General features: G+C 52.4%; 17 protein-coding genes. 13 read left to right on the top strand and 4 right to left on the bottom strand.

Going from position 1 to position 18,634, the window contains the following annotated elements; all coding sequences use genetic code 11:
- Positions 1-7 precede the first annotated feature (7 nt).
- Positions 8-469 carry a Smg family protein gene (locus tag G9Q38_RS02900; RefSeq protein ID WP_114419105.1) on the bottom strand — a complete coding sequence of 154 codons (462 nt, stop codon included), beginning with the start codon at positions 467-469 and terminating at the stop codon, positions 8-10.
- Positions 470-675: 206 nt separating this feature from the next.
- Here G9Q38_RS02900 and G9Q38_RS02895 point away from each other — a divergent pair, with 206 nt between their 5' ends.
- The 11 genes from G9Q38_RS02895 (at position 676) to G9Q38_RS02845 (ending at position 13,624) form a co-directional block, all read left to right on the top strand.
- A complete protein-coding gene (locus tag G9Q38_RS02895) occupies positions 676-1,437 on the top strand; it encodes a TetR/AcrR family transcriptional regulator (protein ID WP_166127656.1) in 762 nt (253 codons plus the stop codon).
- Positions 1,438-1,677: 240 nt separating this feature from the next.
- Complete coding sequence (gene torT / locus G9Q38_RS02890) at positions 1,678-2,763, top strand: TMAO reductase system periplasmic protein TorT (protein WP_166127653.1); 1,086 nt, start codon at positions 1,678-1,680, stop codon at positions 2,761-2,763.
- A 47-nt stretch (positions 2,764-2,810) separates the two neighbouring features.
- Positions 2,811-4,355, top strand: a complete 1,545-nt coding sequence (locus tag G9Q38_RS02885; protein WP_228276184.1) for a sugar ABC transporter ATP-binding protein — start codon at positions 2,811-2,813, stop codon at positions 4,353-4,355.
- A 4-nt stretch (positions 4,356-4,359) separates the two neighbouring features.
- Entirely contained in the window at positions 4,360-5,382 is a 1,023-nt protein-coding gene (locus G9Q38_RS02880; RefSeq protein ID WP_166127651.1) for an ABC transporter permease, read from the top strand.
- Between the two features lie 66 nt (positions 5,383-5,448).
- Positions 5,449-7,287 carry a PEP-utilizing enzyme gene (locus tag G9Q38_RS02875; RefSeq protein WP_166127649.1) on the top strand — a complete coding sequence of 613 codons (1,839 nt, stop codon included), beginning with the start codon at positions 5,449-5,451 and terminating at the stop codon, positions 7,285-7,287.
- Positions 7,287-8,375: a PEP/pyruvate-binding domain-containing protein gene (locus tag G9Q38_RS02870; RefSeq protein WP_119515748.1), complete on the top strand. Its 1,089-nt coding sequence runs from the start codon at positions 7,287-7,289 to the stop codon at positions 8,373-8,375. Before G9Q38_RS02875 ends, G9Q38_RS02870 begins: the two co-directional genes overlap by 1 nt.
- 5 nt (positions 8,376-8,380) lie before the next feature.
- Entirely contained in the window at positions 8,381-9,268 is an 888-nt protein-coding gene (locus tag G9Q38_RS02865; protein WP_166127646.1) for an FAD binding domain-containing protein, read from the top strand.
- A 21-nt stretch (positions 9,269-9,289) separates the two neighbouring features.
- A complete protein-coding gene (locus tag G9Q38_RS02860; RefSeq protein WP_166127643.1) occupies positions 9,290-9,988 on the top strand; it encodes an SRPBCC family protein in 699 nt (232 codons plus the stop codon).
- A gap of 3 nt (positions 9,989-9,991) precedes the next feature.
- Positions 9,992-10,486 (top strand): (2Fe-2S)-binding protein, encoded by a 495-nt coding sequence (locus tag G9Q38_RS02855; protein WP_119441885.1) that lies wholly within the window; start codon positions 9,992-9,994, stop codon positions 10,484-10,486.
- A 7-nt stretch (positions 10,487-10,493) separates the two neighbouring features.
- Positions 10,494-12,920 carry a xanthine dehydrogenase family protein molybdopterin-binding subunit gene (locus G9Q38_RS02850; RefSeq protein WP_166127641.1) on the top strand — a complete coding sequence of 809 codons (2,427 nt, stop codon included), beginning with the start codon at positions 10,494-10,496 and terminating at the stop codon, positions 12,918-12,920.
- 14 nt (positions 12,921-12,934) lie between these two features.
- On the top strand, positions 12,935-13,624 hold the full coding sequence (locus G9Q38_RS02845) for an HD domain-containing protein (protein ID WP_228276183.1): 690 nt from the start codon (positions 12,935-12,937) through the stop codon (positions 13,622-13,624).
- Between the two features lie 94 nt (positions 13,625-13,718).
- On the opposite strand, the gene G9Q38_RS02840 is transcribed toward G9Q38_RS02845, so the two are convergent.
- Entirely contained in the window at positions 13,719-14,900 is a 1,182-nt protein-coding gene (locus tag G9Q38_RS02840; protein ID WP_166127638.1) for an acetyl-CoA C-acyltransferase, read from the bottom strand.
- Positions 14,901-15,045: 145 nt separating this feature from the next.
- Here G9Q38_RS02840 and G9Q38_RS02835 point away from each other — a divergent pair, with 145 nt between their 5' ends.
- The gene (locus G9Q38_RS02835) at positions 15,046-16,128 is read left to right on the top strand and encodes an MBL fold metallo-hydrolase (protein WP_119515752.1); all 1,083 of its coding nucleotides are present in this window, start codon (positions 15,046-15,048) and stop codon (positions 16,126-16,128) included.
- Here the strand turns inward: G9Q38_RS02835 and G9Q38_RS02830 are convergent.
- Positions 16,125-16,751: a LysE family translocator gene (locus tag G9Q38_RS02830; RefSeq protein WP_166127636.1), complete on the bottom strand. Its 627-nt coding sequence runs from the start codon at positions 16,749-16,751 to the stop codon at positions 16,125-16,127. The two genes, G9Q38_RS02835 and G9Q38_RS02830, sit on opposite strands and share 4 nt — an antisense overlap.
- A gap of 59 nt (positions 16,752-16,810) precedes the next feature.
- Between G9Q38_RS02830 and G9Q38_RS02825 the strand changes: the two genes are divergently transcribed.
- Entirely contained in the window at positions 16,811-18,010 is a 1,200-nt protein-coding gene (locus tag G9Q38_RS02825) for a trans-sulfuration enzyme family protein (protein ID WP_166127634.1), read from the top strand.
- Here G9Q38_RS02825 and G9Q38_RS02820 read toward each other — a convergent pair.
- A complete protein-coding gene (locus G9Q38_RS02820; RefSeq protein WP_166132294.1) occupies positions 17,989-18,618 on the bottom strand; it encodes a thiol:disulfide interchange protein DsbA/DsbL in 630 nt (209 codons plus the stop codon). The genes G9Q38_RS02825 and G9Q38_RS02820 overlap by 22 nt on opposite strands.
- Positions 18,619-18,634: the final 16 nt, after the last annotated feature.

The raw sequence follows: 18,634 nt of genomic DNA, 5'->3' as shown, positions 1-18,634 counted from the left end.
AAAATGCTTAGTGCGACAGCCGGGCGCTGTCGTGGGTTAACAGCTCTTCAAGTACCAGGTGATCAACCTCCACTTCCTGGCTCCAGAGCACCATAAGCGTGATGATTTTCAGTTTCTCGAGTGGAATAGGCGCTTCGGCCGTGGCTTCGGCCCGTTCTATAAGAATTTCGCGTAGCGCCGGCGGTAAAACGCCGGAGTTTTCCAGGAAGGTGATAAACCCGATAGCCTGTGTGCCCAAGGATTGATATTCCAGATCGGTGAAGACGCGCAGACTGTCGCCCTGCGACATTTCCGCCATTTGAACGCATTGTTCTGTTGTTTGGGCCAGCCCATATAGCCAGCCCAGCGCTTCATCGATGTCTTCGTGCTCGAAGCCGGCCGCCGCAAGCTTGTGCGCAAGCACATCTGCTTCCGGACATGCTTCCGGCGTGTAGTAGTTCTCGAAGAGATAGACCAGGATGTCGAACATGATGAAAAAGTGGCAAAAAAAGAACCGTCAGGTGCAAACCACTGTACGCGGTTTTAATGGCGATCGCAACTCGGGTATTGTACGGTGACGCCGGTGTTGGATGGCAACTTGCTGCGTTAAATTTAAAAAGCACAATACACTATAAATAGGTATCGCCTTTGCGTGCGGACGATGCCAGTTGTTGAATAACGCCATAAGAGAGACACATGCTTAAATCATCGTGGGTAGACAAGGAAGGCAGAAAGGCGTCGTTACGCAGTGATGGATTGGCCGTATACGATAACGAGGGTGGCGCCGACGCCTCGAGTGAGAAAAGACCGGGCCGTCCAACCGTTAACCGGGATATTCGTAACCAGATTATCGATATTGCCGAAATGTATTTTGCTGAACGTGGCTATGCATTGACGTCGACCCGGGAAATTGCGGCGCAGGCGGGCGTTCGTCAATCGATGATTTCGTATTACTTCAAATCAAAGCGTAGTTTATTCGAGGCAGTCATCAAGAACAGGGGGCAGGCGATCTCGGTTCAACGCATGCGTAACCTGGAAACGTTGCTCAAAAAGTATGATGGGCAACCCCCCGTCGCGAATGTCATTCGTGCGTACTTATTGCCCTTGTTCAGCTTGTTACACAGCGGCCCGCGTGGCATTGCGTTTGTGCGTTTGCTAGCACGATTGCACAACGAACCAGAAGAGTTGTCATTTCGATTGCGGCGCGAAGTTTACGATGATTCTGTTAAGCACTATCTGGACGTATTGGAAATATTGCAGCCCAATGTTAGCTCAGCTGATATTCATTGGCGGATGATGTTCTTAATTGGTATTTGCCTTTACGCGCTCTCAGGCCTGGGCCGATTAGAAGACTTATCAGATGGACGTTACACAGACGACAATATAGATGAAATGGTTGCCCGGTTAAGTACTTTTCTGGTGCATGGAATGCAAGCCCCATCAACACCTGGTTGGTAAAGCATGGGGTTATCCCGATTCCTAGGGAAAACACGAATCGCAAATTACTGAGCGGCGTGTCAAAGTAGGTTTCCTGAAGTCGTCTGACAATGGTGGAAAGGCACGATTGAAAGAAGACAGAGTAGTTGAGTAACAAAAAGTTGTAGGCAGTTCTGTTTTTTTTTGGCCTTAAATTGGTCGTTCGACCGGTTTATTGTTTTGGCCTACTAATTTGCTCTATTTAAGGAAGGGTGACGCTCGATGAAAAAGAACGCTTTATCACTACTGCTTGGGGGCCTGCTGATGACGGCGGTAGGCGCTGTTTCTGCGGCAGACGCAACCGATAACTGGGAGTTGAACGTAAAAGAACGTACGCCCCCGTTTTCTGAAAAAGGGGAATGGAAAGACGCGGTTTATAAACCGCTACCGAAATCCGATGTGTCGGAAAAATGGAATATCTGTGTGTTGTTTCCCCATACGAAAGATCCTTATTACATGGCGATGACATATGGCGCAGTAACCGAGGCAAAAGCTAAAGGGATTGCGCTGAATGTGTTTGCCGCTGGCGGTTATACCGAGTTGCCAACCCAGATCTCGCAGCTTGAGGACTGTGTTAGCCGAGGTGCTGACGGCATTGCAATGGTGGCGATTTCTGCAACTGGCTTGAACCGCGCTATTGCGCGTGCGGCCGATCAGGGCGTACCAACGGCTATTACGGGTGGGGATGTCACCTCTGATCGCGTGGCGGCGCGTGCCCAGGGAAATTGGTTTGATGCTGGGCGCATGGTGGGTGAGTACCTAATGAAAAAACACCCTAAAGGTAGTGACTCAGTGAAGGTTGTTTGGTTGGGTGGCCCCGAGGCGCCTCGCTGGTCGAAGGATTCTGCCGATGGGTTTGTCGCGACCTTAAAAGATGTCGACAACATTGAAGTGGTGAAAGTGATTTGGGGCGAGCCAAGTAAAGCGGCACAAATTCCTTTGATTGAAGATGCATTGCTTGCATATCCGGATGTAGATTACATCGGCGGTATTGCGCCTGCGATCGAGGCGGGCATTCAGGTGTTGAAAGAAAAGGGCAAGACAGAGATTGGTTTGTTGTCATCTTATACAACACCGGTTGTGGAGGCGGGTTTGCGTGACGGTTCAGTTGAGGCAACTGCCACTGACTACACCGCCGCCCAGGCGCGTGTGGCAATCGACCAGCTCGTCAGGCTTCTGGAAGAAAAGCCAGTGGCGCAAGATGTAGATACCGGTTTTGGCATTATCGACCAAGAGTCGGTGAAAACCCATAATCGGGCATTGTCGTTGGCCCCAGAAGGCTGGGAACCCTACTTCGAAGTTAAGTAAGGTGGTTAATGATGAGTGTGCAGGCCTTGGGTGCAAGAAGAAATCTAATGCCAAATGAAACCACCTGGTCTGAACCTGAGGCTGCCGGGGTTAATGCGGACGCGTTGCTTAGCGTTCGTAAAGTTAGCCGGCAGTTCCCTGGTGTACAGGCTCTCACCGACATGGACTTGGATGTTCGTGCCGGTGAGGTCCATGTACTGTTCGGTGAAAACGGCGCCGGCAAGTCGACACTTATTAATATTATTTGTGGCGCCTTGCCGCCATCGTCAGGTCAGATATTTATCGATGGCAAACCCGTTACTTTCCGTTCTGTTCAGGATGCGCGTCATGCGGGGGTCTCTGTTGTGTATCAGGAGTTTAGTCTTGCTCCCGACATGACCGTTGAAGAAAATCTATTCCTTGCGAACGAAAAAAGGGGTTGGTCAGGGTTATTGCATAAGAAAGCAATGCGCACAACAGCATTGCAGCATTTTCAACGACTTGGTTTTCATATCAGCCCTGATGCGTTAGTGGGCAGTTTGTCGCGTGCCGAGTGCCAAATGGTAGAAATTGCCAAGGCGGCACTAACCGAACCCCGCATTCTTATTCTTGATGAACCCACTGCCTCTTTGACGGAGGCGGAGACCACGCAACTGTTTGAACTCATTCGAGGTTTGAAGCGCTCGGGTGTGGGGGTGATCTACATTTCGCACCGAATTAGCGAAATTCAGCAAATTGGCGACCGCGTAACGGTAATGCGCGACGGCCGACATATTGCGACCGTGGGCGCTTCTGAAACAGACCGCAAGCAGCTTGTCGAACTCATGACAGGCCGTAGCTTCGGCGGGTTTTACCCCGAGATCCAGTTCAGCCCGACAGAAACGCTGTTAACGGTGTCCTCACTTTCAACGGTGAATGGAAAAGTGCGTGATGCCTCGCTTACCGTGCGGCGAGGCGAAATTGTTGGCCTAGCTGGTTTGGTTGGTTGCGGCAAGTCTGAGATAGGCCGGGCTTGTTTTGGGGTAGAGCCTCGTGCAGGTGGCGCCATTCAGCTAGGAGATATCGACTTAAGTCATGCTACACCCCGAGATTTCATTCAGTCGGGCGTCGCCTACGTTACCAACGATCGAATACATGAAGGCATGCTGCTATGCCGTAGTGTTCGCGAGAATATTTCATTGGCATCGTTAAAGTCGCCAACGCTTCTAAGAAGCGGGATGTTATCGCGCAAAGCAGAAAAGCGTGAGTCGTTCGACATGGCCAAGCGCATGTCTCTTGCGCCCTTGGATATCGAACGTACCGCCCAAGGTTTTTCTGGCGGGAACATGCAAAAAGCCCTCTTGGGGCGGTTTTTGGCGCGCGAACCGCAGTTACTCATTTTGGATGAGCCTACAGTTGGAATCGACGTTAACGCGAAAGCCGAAATTTACGCAGTGCTGGAGCAGTTGGTAAGCGCGGGTATGGCTGTTCTATTGATTAGCTCGGATCTGCCTGAAGTATTAAGCCTCTCGAACCGCGTTTATGTAGTGCGGGAAGGGTTAATTGTGGATGAGTTAACCGGAGACAAGCGGACTGAAGAGAACGCGTTATCCGGATTTTTTGTGAAGGAATGAGGGAATGAGTGGGGTTTCAACACAAACACAGGTCGCTCCGGCTTCGCAGGGTGTGAGCTGGCGCAGTATTGCTGCATCAATAGGCATGATGCCACTACTGCTGCTGGCGCTAATCGTTTTGTTCGGCTTGCTGGAGCCGCGGTTCGTATCCGAGGCCAATTTGTTTAACCTAACGCGGCAATCTACATACTTAATTATTGTTTGCGTTGCCCAGTTTTTGATACTGATTACAGGCGGAATCGACTTGTCGGTTGGCAGTAACGTCGCATTAGTCAGTGTGGTAACCGCAACCGTAATGAAATATATGCTGGGCATCGACCCGGAGGCCGTCAGCTGGGCCGTAACAGTTGCCATTGTGTCGGGTGTGCTAACCGGCGCCGGCGTTGGGTTGTTCAACGGCCTGGGGGTTGCCCTGTTTCGGGTAACACCGTTTGTGATGACATTGGGCAGTTTGTCTATTGCATCTGGGCTGGCGCTGTATATCTCTGGTGGGTACAGCATTTCTGGCTTGCCGGAACAGTTCGGCAATGTGCTGGCTTACGACTCGGTTTATGGCATACCCGTACCGATTCTTTATGCGGCAATTATTGTTGTTCTAACGTACATCCTTCTAAGTTGGACGCGATTTGGCCGTTATTTTTACGCCATAGGCAGCAATTTCAGGGCGGCGCGGTTGTCTGGTGTTAGAACCTCGCTTAATCAGGTATTTGCGTATGTTGTTGCCGGCACAATTGTGGGCATTGGAGGGGTGTTGCTAACTGCGCGCACTGAAAGTGGCGAGGCGACCCTGGGTGGAACCGATTTGATTCTGAACTCGATTGCAGCATGCTTGATCGCAGGCGTTTCGTTAACGGGCGGGCGCGGGTTACTGCGTAACGTGGTGATGGGTGCAATTTTTATTACCGCCCTATCCAACGGAATGAACCTGCTTCGTGTAAACAGTTATCTACAAACCATCATTATTGGCGCCGTTCTAGTTATTGCAATTGCAGTTGACCAAATGCGCGACAGCAACCGAAATCGTTAAGTTTTGAAAGCCAGGGGGTTATTTACGTCCTGCATGGCTAAAGCATTGAAAAGGAGTGACTAAAAAATGAGTACTGCAGAAAAAAAGAAATCTTTTCCAAGCCCCTTTGAACTTCCAACGCCTGAAGGGGCGGAAGGTTGGGAAGAGCTGTACCCCTATTATTGCTTGGTAAGCCCCGAACGTCAGGAGCTGGAGGAAGGCAAGTTCTGGTTTTTTGATGGTATGCACAACCCGGAACCACTGTACCCGTTCGACACCATCATGACGGAAAACTGGTGGGTCGCATTAAGCCAAATGACGAATCGGGTATGGGCTTTTCCGCCAGCTATTGGTGTAGACCAACGTGTCATTAATGGGTATCTGTATGTCGCGCCAAATATTTGTGATGACCCAGTTAAAGTGGCTGAGCGTCAAGAGTATTTCACGCGTCGCGCCGGTCATTACTATGAAAATTGGGATGAGATTTTCGATAACTGGAAAGTAAAGGCAAAAGACTGCATTGACCGATTAAAAGCAATTGAATTTACACCATTGCCCGAGTATGAAAAAGAAGAGTACGTTACCGGACACCGTGGGCTTTACTCAAGCCATGACTTGCTGTGTAAATACAACCGCTTAATTGAAAACATGCTTGAAATGGGCTCTTACCATTTCGAAATGTTGAACCTGGGCTACGGTGCTTATCTGACTTTCCGGGAATATTGCCAAAGCGCCTTCCCCGGCATTGCCGACCAGACAGTAACAGACATGGTAAGCGGGATCGACATTGTTTTGTTCCGTCCTGATGATGAGTTACGTCGTTTAGCCAAACTGGCTGTAGAGTTGGGTGTTGACAAGGTTATTACAGATAACACCAGCCCTGATAAAACCGTTGAGTTATTGAAGAAAACGAAAGAGGGTCAGCAGTGGGTCCAGTCGCTTGAAGACTCCAAGGACCCTTGGTTCTGGTATTCAACGGGTGTGGGCTACTGCCATGCAGATCCGGTTTGGATGACGGATATGCGTTTGCCATTTACCGCATTGCGAGGTTACATCGAGGCCGTGCGCCGGGGCGAGAAAGTAGACCGTCCGTTGGATGAAATTCTAGAGAAACGCGCACGGGTAACTGCCGAGTATCGTGAACTTCTACCCACAGAAGAGGATCGTGAGTCGTTCGATGGTCTGGTGAACTTGGCTCGCAAGGTGTTCCCCTTTGTTGAAGATCATAATTTCTATGTCGAGCATTGGCATCACTCCATATTTTGGCAAAAGGTTCGTGAACTTGGCGACTTGTTTGTGAGCAGTGGTTTCTTTGCAGATCGTGAAGATATTTTCTATCTGCATCGCCATGAAGTAAGTGATGCGCTATACGACCTGTTGATTGGTTGGGCCACTGGCACGCAACCGCGGGGTGAGGTTTATTGGAAGCCGGTTGTTGAGCGCCGTAAGGCTAAGCGTGATGCATTGGCCAAATGGGCTCCCCCACCTGCATTAGGTACTCCGCCGAAGTCTATTACCGAGCCGCTAACAATTATGTTGTTTGGTATTACTCAGGAGACCGTGGAAGAGTGGCTCAGCGTTGGCCAAGACTCATCGAATATTCTGAAAGGGGTAGCTGCATCGCCCGGCAAAGTTACGGGCCGTGCGCGCGTAATTACAGATCCCGAGCAGCTTTACGAAATTCAGAAGGGTGAAATTTTAATTTGTCGTATTACCGCACCAAGCTGGGCGCCCGTATTCCCAATGATTAGCGCGGCGGTTTCTGATGTGGGGGGCATGATGGCCCATACCGCTATCATTTCTCGCGAATATGGTTTACCGGCTGTTGTGGGTACAGGCTTTGCCTCGTCTACCTTTAAAACCGGCGATCTTGTTGAAGTTGATGGCAACTTCGGTACTGTAAAGCGTCTTGAGGAGGCCGTTTGATGTCTGATGTAAAACCCAACATTCTTTGGCTGGACGATCCGGCGGCAAAAGATAACCCATTGCTGGGCGGTAAGTTTTCCAGTCTTGCAACTTCAATGGCTGCCGGCTATTCCGTTCCACCTGGGTTCGGCATTACGACTCAGGCGTTTCGTGAATTTGTTAAAGGCGCTGGGCTGGAGGATGAAATCAGTCGTGTCAGAAAGATTGCAACCGAAATCGAACCTGCGCAACTGAAAGTTGAAACAGCGAAATTAATTGATCAGATCATGACGGCGCCGATGCCCCAGGATCTCCATGATCAAATTGCGCAGGCGTATGAAAAACTTGAAGAGCGCACAGGCGTGATTGACGTGCCTGTTGCCGTGCGGTCTAGCGGCGAGTCGGAAGACCTGGCCGGCGCAAGCTTTGCCGGGCAGTACGAAACATTCTTGTGGGTGTCCGATGTTGAGAACGTTATTCGATACACGCGACAATGTTGGGCCGGCATGTTCAGCGATACCGTACTGACTTACCGCCATGAAGGTAAGCAGGTTGCTGCGCTTTCTGATTTCGCGATTTGTGTTGGCATTCAGCAAATGGTTCAGGCCCGAGCCGCCGGGGTCATGTTTACTTTAGACCCTATTACCGGCGATCGCTCAAAAATCGTTATCGAATCCTGCTGGGGATTAGGAGAGGGGGTTGTGAAAGGTGACGTTACGCCAACGCAGTTTAAAGTCGACAAAGTGACGTTGCAATTGCTGAAAAGGGAGCCACACACGCAAACGCACGAATATCGGTTTGACCCGCAAACCGGGGAAGTGGGCTTTTGCGAAATCGAGGCCGAGCGTCAGGATGCGATTTGTTTGCCCGACGAAACCGTTATCGAGTTGGCAAAGTTCGCCAAACAAGTCGAGAAAGACCGGGGTGCGCCCCAGGACATTGAGTGGGCAGTAGACGATAGGTTGCAAATCCGGGTTCTGCAGGTACGCCCTGAAACCGTTTGGAGCAGCAAGCCTGCCCAGCCGATTACGCGTGTGAAGTCACCGGTTGATTATGTGCTTAAACGCATGACCGGTGGCCAAAGCCTGATTGAGTCAGGGAGAGAGTAAGCGGTATGAAAGCCCCTGATTTTATTTATCACAGGGCTTCTTCTGTGCAAGAAGCAGTTCAGCTATTGGATGAGTACGACGGAAACGCTCGAATCCTCGCAGGCGGTCAAAGCTTAATTCCAATGCTGAACATGCGCCTTTGGCGCCCCTCTGCTTTGATTGATATTAATCGTATTGAAGGCCTGGATGCGGTTAACGCGCAAGGGCATGAAACGGTGTTAGGTGCGCGTGTTCGTTACAACGTTATCGAGCATTCGGCGTTAATTGCACAACGTTTGCCGCTTTTGACCAACATGATTCGTTATGTAGGTGACCGCCAGGTTCGCCATCGCGGCACCGTTGGGGGTAGTCTGGTTCAAGGCGACCCAACCGGTGAAATGCCTCTGGCCGCGTTAACGCTTGGCGCAAAAGTGAAGGTTGTCAGTGTTAAAGGCGAACGGGAAATTCCGTTGACGTCATTTTATGAGGGTTCCTACGCTACTGTGCTGGAACCGAATGAAATGGTGGTTTCAGTCATCTATCCAAAGCATCCGCCTTTCTATGCGTTTTGTGAGATGAACCGCCGACATAACGATTTTGCCGTTGTGTCTGTGGCGGTAGCGGGTGAAATTGATGAGCAAGGACACTGGCAGGACGTACGTATTGGTATGGGCGGTGTTAATGAATCGCCTATGCTGGCAACCGACGCAGCCAGTCTTCTGAATGGCTCGCGGATGACCGATGAGGATATTGCTCAGGCGGCGCAGCTAGCGTGTACGCAAGCCGATCCGCCCGATGATATTCGTGCGTCTGGCGAATACCGGCTACACCTTTTGAAGGCTTATGTACGAAAAGCGTTAGGCAATTTGCGTCGCGAAGCGTCAAGTGCGTTTTCCAAAAGTCCGGTTAATTGAATGAAAGATTGAGAGTTTTAGATGAAATTCAAACAGGAATTTACGGTAGCCGAGCGCTTGCCGATAGTGTGGGCGTTCTTTCAGAAAGCCGATGAGGTAGCCCAATGCATGCCGGGCATTGACAACATTCAAGTGCTGGATCCCGATCAACTTTCTGTTCGTATGACTCAAAAAGTAGGTCCAATTTCAGCCAGTTTTGACACCAACGTTCGTATTACCGAACGTCAGGCGCCTGCGCTTATTCAATTTACGCTAATAGGTAAAGCGGTGCGGGGTGCTGTGGGTAATTTTCGGGCTACGAATACCGTTACTTTGCATGAGAAGGCGGATCAAACGCACGTTGTAGTAGAGGGCGAAGCAGCTTTGGCCGGCGCTCTTGGTAGCGTTGGTCAACGTATTATCGCGAAACAAGCCGAAAAGTTAACGGCTCAGTTCGCTGAAAATCTCGCTCGGGTATTGTCAGGTAATGAGGCAGATGCAAAGCCGAATGTTTCCGCTGGCCATATATCGAGCCAGCCAGGTGCGGTGGCAGGTAACGCTACCGGACAAGTTGCAGTTGCCGCAAAAGAGGCAGCCAACATTAACAGGGCACACGCTCAAAGTGGCGAGCCTGCCCCGGTTCGCTTTGATGATCCCTGGAACAAAATAGCTGCATCATTCAGCGTGGCTACTTTTATTGTGTCGCTATTTGTTCTTTACCATGTGGTAAGCCAAGGATAGGTCATGGTTCAAGAATCAAACGTTGTTGAAATACAAGTTCGGCTTAACGATACAGAGATAGTCGAGCCAGCCCCGGTTCGCATGCATGCGGCGGACTTCTTGCGCCAACGCTGTGGTGCAACAGGCGTGCATATTGGTTGCGAGCAAGGCGTGTGCGGGATGTGCACCATAATGGTTAACGGTGAGGCAGTGAAGTCTTGTTTGATGCTGGCCGTGCAACTTGATGAGTGCGAGGTGCAAACAGTTGAGTCGCTTGCTCAGGGCGATGAACTAAATGAGGTACAGCGCGCGTTCCGTGAGAACCATGGATTGCAGTGCGGTTTTTGTACGCCTGGTTTTTTGATGTTGGCAACACACCTAAAACAAAGTGGTCGACGTTTTTCAATGGCGCAGCTGCGTGATGAAGTAAGTGGTGTGATGTGCCGCTGTACCGGTTACGAGGGGCCGGTGCGTGCGATTGCCCAGTATCTTGGCGAGCAGATGGTAGGTGAGGAGTAAAGGGACTATGCTGGATCGCGTTAATTACGAACTGCAGCAAACCAATGCAGAGCCAGACGAAGCCCTGCAGCAATTGTCGAGCCGGGAAAAACAAATTGGCAAGCAGGTTCTGCGTGTTGAGGATTTAAGGCTTGTGCGCGGTGACGGGTGCTTTGTTGATGACGAAAAGCCTGCGCGACAGTTGGAAATGGCAGTGGCCCGTTGTCCATTTCCGCACGCACGGATCTTGTCCATTGATATTTCAGAGGCATTATTGTTGCCCGGGGTAAAGCATATTTTGTGCCCGCAAGATATTGTTGAGCAGTCGGAACCCTTAACTGTTTTAAGGCCTGTTCCGGGTGCCCCCGCCCTTCCTTATTACGCACTGGCGCAGGAGCGCGCCTTGCATGAAGGACAGCCAATTGTGAGTGTTGCGGCCACCAGCCGGGCGTTTGCAGAGGATGCAATTGAACTCATTAATATTGAATACGAACCGTTGCCATGCATTACAGATACCGCCCGAACTATTGAGCCCGACGCGCCTGTACTGCATCCAGAATGTTTGAAAAGCAACATTCTGGCTGAGAATGTTGACCAGGCGGGTGAGGCATTCCAAAAGTTTGATAGTGCTGAAATTACGATAGAAGACACCTTTCGCGTTAACCGGGTAACACCGTTGCCAATGGAGACACGGGGCATACTTGTTAACTGGCGTCCAGGTGCGCGTCGGCTTACGCTGCGAATGTCAACCCAAACGCCCCATCTCGTTCGCAAACAGCTCGCTGAAATTCTTCGTATGGAAGAAAGTTGTATTGACGTTACAGCGTCCGACGTGGGCGGTGGCTTTGGTATGAAATTGGGTGCATACCCCGAAGATGTATTAGCGTCATTGCATGCAATGGCCGTTCGTCAACCCGTCAAGTGGATTGAGGACCGGTTGGAGCATTTTCGTTCCGCAACACATGGCCGCGAGTCTCTTCACAATTATAGAATTGGTGCGACCAAAGACGGAAAGTTTGTGTCGTTGGTAGACGACTACGTTACTGACTTAGGCGGGTGGAATTCGTCGTTTGGCTCATCACAACTTTCCAGTGTGACGTTCACAGGCCCCTACAAGGTAACGGATGCTTATGTTCGGCGGCGTGTTGCAATAACAAACAAAACACCCGTGGGCGCCTATCGTGGATATGGTCAGCCGGAGGTTAATTTTGCGCGAGAGGTACTGGTAGACCGTTTGGCGCGCAAGCTAAAAATAAATCCGGTTGAACTGCGTCGCAAAAATTTGCTGCAACCATCAGACTTGCCCTGGAAAACGCCAAGTGGCGCGGTTTATGACAGTGGAGATTATCCGCTCAGTCTTGATATGGCGGTAAAAGCAATCAACTACGAAGCCCATTGCAAGCAGGTACCCAACATCCGCGATGATGGTCGCCGGGTTGGCGTTGGCTTTTCTGTGTTTATCGAGCGAACCGGTTACGCCAGTGCCCGTTTTCTAATGAAACGGGGCTCTAAATTTGGCGCGCATGAAAGCGTTACTTTACGCGCGAATCGCTCGGGATATATCGATTTATACACTGGGGTCTCTTCTATTGGGCAAAGTGCTGAAACTGCCATGATCCAGGTATGTGCGGATGTGCTTAATGTGGATATTGATCGTATCCGTGTACACGCAGGCGATACGGCCTCGACCCCATTGAACACAGGTGCTTTTGCGTCACGAACGATGATTGCGGCGGCCGGTGCAATTAAAGAGGCGGGCGAGGTGTTTCGAGACAAGACACTTAGAATTGCCGCCGCAGCGCTAGAGTGCCCGGCCTCGGAGCTCATGATTGAAGGGTCGCTAGTTAGACATCGGCAAGATGCGCAGCGATGCGTACCACTGTCTAATGTGTTCAACCGCGCCATTGTTGGGCAAGGTATTCCGGCTGATGAAAGCCCGGGTCTGGATGCGACGGCGCATTACGAACCACCGGAAGCCGCGTTTGCTTTTGGTACAGCGGCAGCGCAGGTAGCGGTTGATCCGGTTACGGGCGAGTATGAAATTGAGAGGTTTATTCTGGTTCATGATTGTGGCACGGTTGTAAACCCAATGCTGGTAGAAGGCCAGGTTCGTGGGGCGTTAATGCAAGGGTTCGGTGCGGCATTAAGCGAGGAACTTCGCTATGACGATGAAACGGGGCAGCTGTTGAATGGAACTATGATGGATTATTTCGCTCCAACCTCTGCAGATGCGCCACCAGTTGAACTTCTGCACACGGAAATTCCTTCCCCTGTAACGCCGTTTGGTGTGCGAGGCGTGGGTGAGGTGGGAACGATTGCACCGGCTGCAGCGGTAACAAATGCTATTTGTGATGCGTTGGCCGAGTTTAATGTTGAAATTTCAGCGTTGCCGCTTACGCCGGAAGCCGTGTGGCGTGCGATGCATTCGCCCCAATTTGAACAAACAACATCTTGAAGGACACCTCGAGTATGGAATCCCCGACAGTGATGTCAGCATCCCTTGAAGATCAATTCAGGGGGCGTTTTTACGACTCTACGCTTTCCAAGCTGGAACTGGCTGCAATCGACTGGCTTGATGGTTTTTATCAACTTGAGCATTTGCTGTCGACCCGGGCATGGACTATTCGGTTGGTACCAGGCGGTGCTTCGCCCGAATTGAAATTCGCGGCGTTAGTGCATGATGCCGAGCGATTTTTTCCGGGCGGGCCGTCGGGTACACCTGATACAGCGTTCGATGATCCTGATTATTTATTTGCGCACTCAATTCGTTCGGCCGATATTGTCGAGGCTTGGTTGCGTGAGCAGCCCGACGTACCCGAGTCGTTTATTCGGCGTGTACGAGCGTTGGTAATGCGGCATGAAATTGGGGGCAACACAGAAGAGGATATTTTGCAGGCGGCCGATTCTTTGTCTTGGTTCGACACCCTGGATTGGCTTGCCTACGAGTGGGCCTCTAGCGGAAAACTTCCGTACGAGAAAGTATATGCGAAGCTGGATTGGATGTTAACGCGCATTCGCCCGACCATAGCGATGGAAAATGCGCTCGGAATTTATCGCGACGCTATGGCCTCCCTTGAAGGGCGTAACGCAGTTGCTGAAATGGACTTAAAAGATCGACGTCGAATTGCCGGCAGCAAGAAGGTGTTATTGGGTCTTTAATAGTAGATATTTTAAGGGAGCCCTACAGACGCGAGCGGTGCTCGCGTCTGTTTTACTTTGCCCCTACATTAATAGAGTCAGGGTGGCGCTGTTGTTAAACCATCTCGAATGCCATGGCCACCGCTTCGCCGCCACCAATACATAGCGATGCAACACCACGCTTGCCGCCGGTTTTGCGCAGCGCCCCAATAAGCGTGGCCACCAGGCGGGCGCCTGAGGCCCCAATGGGGTGGCCTAACGCGGTGGCGCCACCGTGAATGTTTACTTTATTGTGATCAAGGCTCAATTCTTTCATGGCGGCCATGGTGACAACGGCAAACGCTTCGTTAATTTCAAACAGATCAACGTCGTTGGCGCTCCAGCCCGCTTTGGCCAATAGCTTCTGCATGGCGCTGACGGGCGCGGTGGTGAACCACTCAGGTTCGTGTGAGTGCTGGGTGTGCGCAATAACGCGTGCAATGGGCGTAGCGCCCATTTTTTTCGCTGTCGATTCGCGCATAAGGACCATAGCGGCTGCACCATCGGAAATCGAGGATGAGTTGGCAGCGGTAACGGTACCGTCTTTACGGAAGGCCGGCTTCAACGTGGGGATTTTCTCGGGCATGGCTTTCATGGGCGCTTCGTCGGTGTCTACAACGGTGTCGCCTTTACGGCCCGCAATGGTAACGGGTGCGATTTCCCATTTGAAGCTGCCGTCTTCGGTGGCTTGACGGGCACGACGCAACGATTCCAGTGAGAAAGCGTCTTGCTCTTCGCGTGTGAAGGTGTATTTGTCGGCGCAACTTTCGGCAAAAACACCCATGGCGGTGCCACGCTGGTAGGCGTCTTCCAGGCCGTCGAGCGCCATGTGGTCGTACACGGTGGAGTGGCCATAGCGGTAACCTTGGCGCCCGCGTAAAAGCAGGTAGGGGGCGTTGCTCATGCTTTCCTGGCCGCCCGCCACCACAACGTCGGCGCTGCCCGCAAGCAAAAGGTCGTGTCCGAACATGGCGGCCTTGAGGCCGGAGCCACATACTTTATGAATGGTGGTACAGCCGACACTTTGGGGTAGCCCGGCGCCCAGCGCCGCCTGACGGGCCGGTGCCTGGCCCTGGCCGGCCTGAAGCACGTTACCCATAATGACTTCATTAACAGCCCCATTATCAATACCGGCGCGTTCCAGCGCCGCTTTAATGGCTACGGACCCCAGCTCGTGTGCGGCCAGGCCGGAAAGGCTGCCCATCATGCCGCCCATGGGGGTGCGGGCAACGGAAACAAGGACGATGGGATCGGACATGAGAAACTCCTATGTTGCAATGCAAACAAAACATCATTTATAGGCTATTCTAGCGAAATTCGCAAAATTTTAATGTGACAGCGTTATGGCCTAAACTGGGGGTTGCCTAGGAAGGAACCAGGCGTTGTACCGGAGAAGCCGCGATATGAACCCGAATGAATTAAAACTGCACTACCCGCTGGGTAAAACCATGCCTGAACCCGGCCATGCCATGAACATTGCCGATGGCGTACGCTGGATACGCATGCCCTTGCCTTTTGCCCTGGATCACATTAACTTGTGGTTGTTACGCGATCGTATCGACGGGCGTGAAGGCTGGACCATCGTCGATTGCGGGGTGTCACGTGAGCCGGTTAAGGCCCTGTGGGAAGAGTTATTTAAAAATGCACTAGACGATCTGCCCGTTTTACGCGTGTTGGTCACCCATATGCACCCCGATCATGTGGGATTGGCGCACTGGTTGTGCGAGCGCTGGGACGTTCCGCTTTGGATGAGCATGACCGACTTCGCCATTGCTCGTCTGTGGTCACGGCAACCGCCTTCGGCACAGGGCGATGGCGGCAGTGGCGGTGGAACGGGTGGTCATGTGGCGCTGCGTCATTTTATGCGCCATGGCCTGTCAGATCCGGAAACCCAGGATAAGATTCGCGAACGGGGCCGCTATTACCCCAGTTTGGTGCCCGACATGCCGGAGTCCTTCCATCGCATCATGAATGGCGACCGCATTAATGTGGGCGGTCGCGAGTGGGAAGTGATTGTGGGTTACGGCCATGCGCCCGAGCATGTGTCGCTTTACAGCGAAACCCAGCAAATCCTGATTTCGGGCGACATGGTGTTGCCGCGCATTTCCACAAACGTGAGTGTGTTCGACTTCGAGCCCGACTCCAATCCTTTACCGTTGTATTTGAATTCACTGCGTGATTTCGACCATTTGCCGGCCGATACCTTGGTGCTGCCTTCTCATGGTCGCCCGTTTACCGGGCTGCACGAACGTATCGCTCAACAGCTGTCGCACCATGCTGAGCGTCTTGAAGAGGTTTTGCAGGCCTGTTCCAAGCCGACAACGGCTGGTGAAATTGTCCCGCTGATGTTTCAGCGGGAACTGGACGCGCATCAGCTAACGTTTGCCATGGGTGAGGCCTTGGCGCATTTGCATGCGCTATGGTACGAAGGCAAGCTAAAGCGTGAAGTGGGTGCCGACGATCTGATTCGCTTCGTGCGTGTTTAGCGCTCCGACAGCAGCAGCCGTAGTGCCAGACCGGCAAAAACCAATGCCGACAACCGGTTGATCAAGCGCTGGGTAAAGGCCGACTTTTGCATATGGGCGCTGAAAAAGCCCGAAAACAGGGCGATTGAGCTGAACACCAAAAAGGCGGCCAGCATAAAGAGCGCGCCCAGGCTAATGGTTTGCAGGGCAACCGAACCGCGCATCGGTGAGGTGAACTGCGGCAGGAATGCCAGGAAAAAGAACGACACCTTTGGGTTCGTTAGGTTCATAATGATGCCGCGCCGGTATAGCGCCCAGTGTGACAAAGCCGGGGGGCGGGTTTCCGTGGCGCTATTGACCGGCGCGCGAAATGCGCCCCAGGCCAGGTATAGCAGGTAGGCTGCACCGGCCAGCTTCAGCACCAGAAAGGCGGTTTCCGACGCAGCAAACACGGCTGCCAGCCCCACGGCCACGGCCACGGTATGGCCGATCAGACCGGTGCATAGGCCAAGTACAACCGCCAAGCCGGCATTTTTACCCCACATGGCCGACTGCATTAAAACAAACAGGTTGTCGGGGCCGGGGCTGAGCGCCAGCAAAACGGCAATGCCGAAAAACGACAGGGCAACATCAACAGTAAGCATGACGGGGTGAAATCTGTGGTAGCGTTTAAACCCGTTGATCTTAAATCATTTTAGACACTATGGCTGATCGGAAATCGTCGCGTTTGGAAACCCGGCTTATGCATGCGGGTATGGCACCATTCAACCCCGAAACCCGTTCCGCGCCGGTTGCATTGCCCTCCATGCGAACCAGTACGGTGCGCTTTGCCGATCTGGCAGCGCTTGATCAGGCGCGGCAGCGCCAATTGCAAGGCGAACGTGGCGTAACGTATGGTCGAGTGGGTATGGACACCCATGCGGCCCTGGAAGACGTTGTGTGCTGCCTTGAGAACGCACAGAGAGGCTTTCTGGCTCCGTCCGGTTTGTCGGCCATCACCCTGGCCATGTTGGCGCTGCTGAACACAGGAGATCACGTACTGATTGCCGACTGCGCGTATGGCCCGGTTCGGTATCTTGATAAAACCGTGCTGCAGCGAATGGGTATTTCAACTACTTACGCGCGCGCCACACCCGACGACTTGAAGCCGTTGGTGCGTGAAAACACCCGCATGCTTTATATCGAATCACCGGGTTCGTTGTTGTTTGAAATGTTGGATATTCCCGCGCTGGCGCAGTTTGCGCGCGATCACAACCTGCTGTTGGTCACCGATAATACCTGGGGGTCGGGGTATGCTTATCGCCCGCTTGATCTGGGTGCGGATGTATCGGTGATTGCCGGGACCAAGTACATTGGCGGCCATTCGGATTTAATGCTGGGCGCGGTGGTGGCCAATGACGACGAAATCATTCAGGCCTTGAATGTGAATCACTATGCCATGGGTTATTCGGTGAGCGCCGACGACGCTTGGCTGGCTTTGCGCGGTGCACGCACTTTGCCGATTCGGCTGCGTGAACATGCGCAAAATGCCTTGCGTATTTGCGCGCATTTGGCGGGTTGGTCGCAAACCGTGCAAATCTATCATCCCGCCTGGCCCCAAGACACGGGCCACGCATTGTGGCAGCGCGATTGCACGGGTTCGAATGGGATGCTGGCGGTGGAGTTGGCCATCACCGAAGCGCAGTCCCGGCGTTTTGTCGACGCGTTAACGCTGTTCGGTATCGGCTTTTCGTGGGGGGGCTTTGAAAGCCTGGTGCAATGGGTGGAGTTGCCGGCGCTGAAAGTGCATAGCTATTGGTCGGGGCGCGCCAACCCGATTGTGCGTTTGCATATCGGGCTGGAAGACCCCGCCGACTTAATCGCCGACCTGGATCAGGCGCTTTATTGTGCGCTTAAAACCTGATCAACCAGTTTCTGGGCTTGGGTAATGGTGCCCTGGTAGCTGCCTGTCATGCTGGGTGAGGTGACGTATTTGCCACCGATAGCCAGTGTGGGAGTGCCTTGAACATCGTATGCTTGTTCCAGCTCTTTGGCGCGTGCCACTTTTGACGTTACACCGAAAGAGCGGGCGGCGGCACGGTAGTCGTCGGGTTTCACGCCTTGCGTTTCAATCCAGTCGGCAATCGCGGTTTCAGTAAAAATCCGCTTGCGCTCATCGTGAATGGCATCAAAAACCTTGGGGTGCAAATCCATACGGCCCAGGGCTTCAAGCGCGTAATACAGGCGCTGCAAGTCTTCCATGCTGGCGTTGAATGCAACCGGAACCTGGCGCACGACAACGGTGTCGGGTAAATCTTTTTTCCATTCGGCCACCATGGGTTCGATGGTGGCGCAATGCGGGCATGAATACGCGAAGAATTCCAGTACTTCAACTTTTCCCGGTGTGTCGGTGGGTTGAGGCTGGGCCAGTGTTTCGTATGTGCTTTGGGCCTGCGTCGATAAAGGCAAGAGGGCGGCAAGCCCCAGTGCGGCCATGGATAAGGTTTTGGAAAGAAAAGCGTGAACAGACATCATGAGTACAGTCCTT

Origin of the sequence: Pusillimonas sp. DMV24BSW_D (assembly GCF_011388195.1) — a bacterium.
In the GTDB taxonomy this organism is placed as follows: Bacteria; Pseudomonadota; Gammaproteobacteria; order Burkholderiales; family Burkholderiaceae_B; genus Neopusillimonas; species Neopusillimonas aestuarii.
The sequence above is the reverse complement of the archived record's forward strand: the minus strand, read 5'-3'. Positions and strand labels throughout refer to the sequence as shown.

What these genes read in the sequence shown, in the direction of transcription:
- G9Q38_RS02825 (WP_166127634.1), top strand. Translation starts at nt 16,811, where the DNA reads ATGGCTGATCGGAAATCGTCGCGTTTGGAAACCCGGCTTATGCATGCG.
- G9Q38_RS02885 (WP_228276184.1), top strand. Translation starts at nt 2,811, where the DNA reads ATGCCAAATGAAACCACCTGGTCTGAACCTGAGGCTGCCGGGGTTAAT.
- G9Q38_RS02865 (WP_166127646.1), top strand. Translation starts at nt 8,381, where the DNA reads ATGAAAGCCCCTGATTTTATTTATCACAGGGCTTCTTCTGTGCAAGAA.
- G9Q38_RS02880 (WP_166127651.1), top strand. Translation starts at nt 4,360, where the DNA reads ATGAGTGGGGTTTCAACACAAACACAGGTCGCTCCGGCTTCGCAGGGT.
- G9Q38_RS02845 (WP_228276183.1), top strand. Translation starts at nt 12,935, where the DNA reads ATGGAATCCCCGACAGTGATGTCAGCATCCCTTGAAGATCAATTCAGG.
- G9Q38_RS02835 (WP_119515752.1), top strand. Translation starts at nt 15,046, where the DNA reads ATGAACCCGAATGAATTAAAACTGCACTACCCGCTGGGTAAAACCATG.
- torT (WP_166127653.1), top strand. Translation starts at nt 1,678, where the DNA reads ATGAAAAAGAACGCTTTATCACTACTGCTTGGGGGCCTGCTGATGACG.
- G9Q38_RS02830 (WP_166127636.1), bottom strand. Translation starts at nt 16,751, where the DNA reads ATGCTTACTGTTGATGTTGCCCTGTCGTTTTTCGGCATTGCCGTTTTG.
- G9Q38_RS02900 (WP_114419105.1), bottom strand. Translation starts at nt 469, where the DNA reads ATGTTCGACATCCTGGTCTATCTCTTCGAGAACTACTACACGCCGGAA.
- G9Q38_RS02855 (WP_119441885.1), top strand. Translation starts at nt 9,992, where the DNA reads ATGGTTCAAGAATCAAACGTTGTTGAAATACAAGTTCGGCTTAACGAT.
- G9Q38_RS02820 (WP_166132294.1), bottom strand. Translation starts at nt 18,618, where the DNA reads ATGTCTGTTCACGCTTTTCTTTCCAAAACCTTATCCATGGCCGCACTG.
- G9Q38_RS02895 (WP_166127656.1), top strand. Translation starts at nt 676, where the DNA reads ATGCTTAAATCATCGTGGGTAGACAAGGAAGGCAGAAAGGCGTCGTTA.
- G9Q38_RS02870 (WP_119515748.1), top strand. Translation starts at nt 7,287, where the DNA reads ATGTCTGATGTAAAACCCAACATTCTTTGGCTGGACGATCCGGCGGCA.
- G9Q38_RS02850 (WP_166127641.1), top strand. Translation starts at nt 10,494, where the DNA reads ATGCTGGATCGCGTTAATTACGAACTGCAGCAAACCAATGCAGAGCCA.
- G9Q38_RS02840 (WP_166127638.1), bottom strand. Translation starts at nt 14,900, where the DNA reads ATGTCCGATCCCATCGTCCTTGTTTCCGTTGCCCGCACCCCCATGGGC.
- G9Q38_RS02860 (WP_166127643.1), top strand. Translation starts at nt 9,290, where the DNA reads ATGAAATTCAAACAGGAATTTACGGTAGCCGAGCGCTTGCCGATAGTG.
- G9Q38_RS02875 (WP_166127649.1), top strand. Translation starts at nt 5,449, where the DNA reads ATGAGTACTGCAGAAAAAAAGAAATCTTTTCCAAGCCCCTTTGAACTT.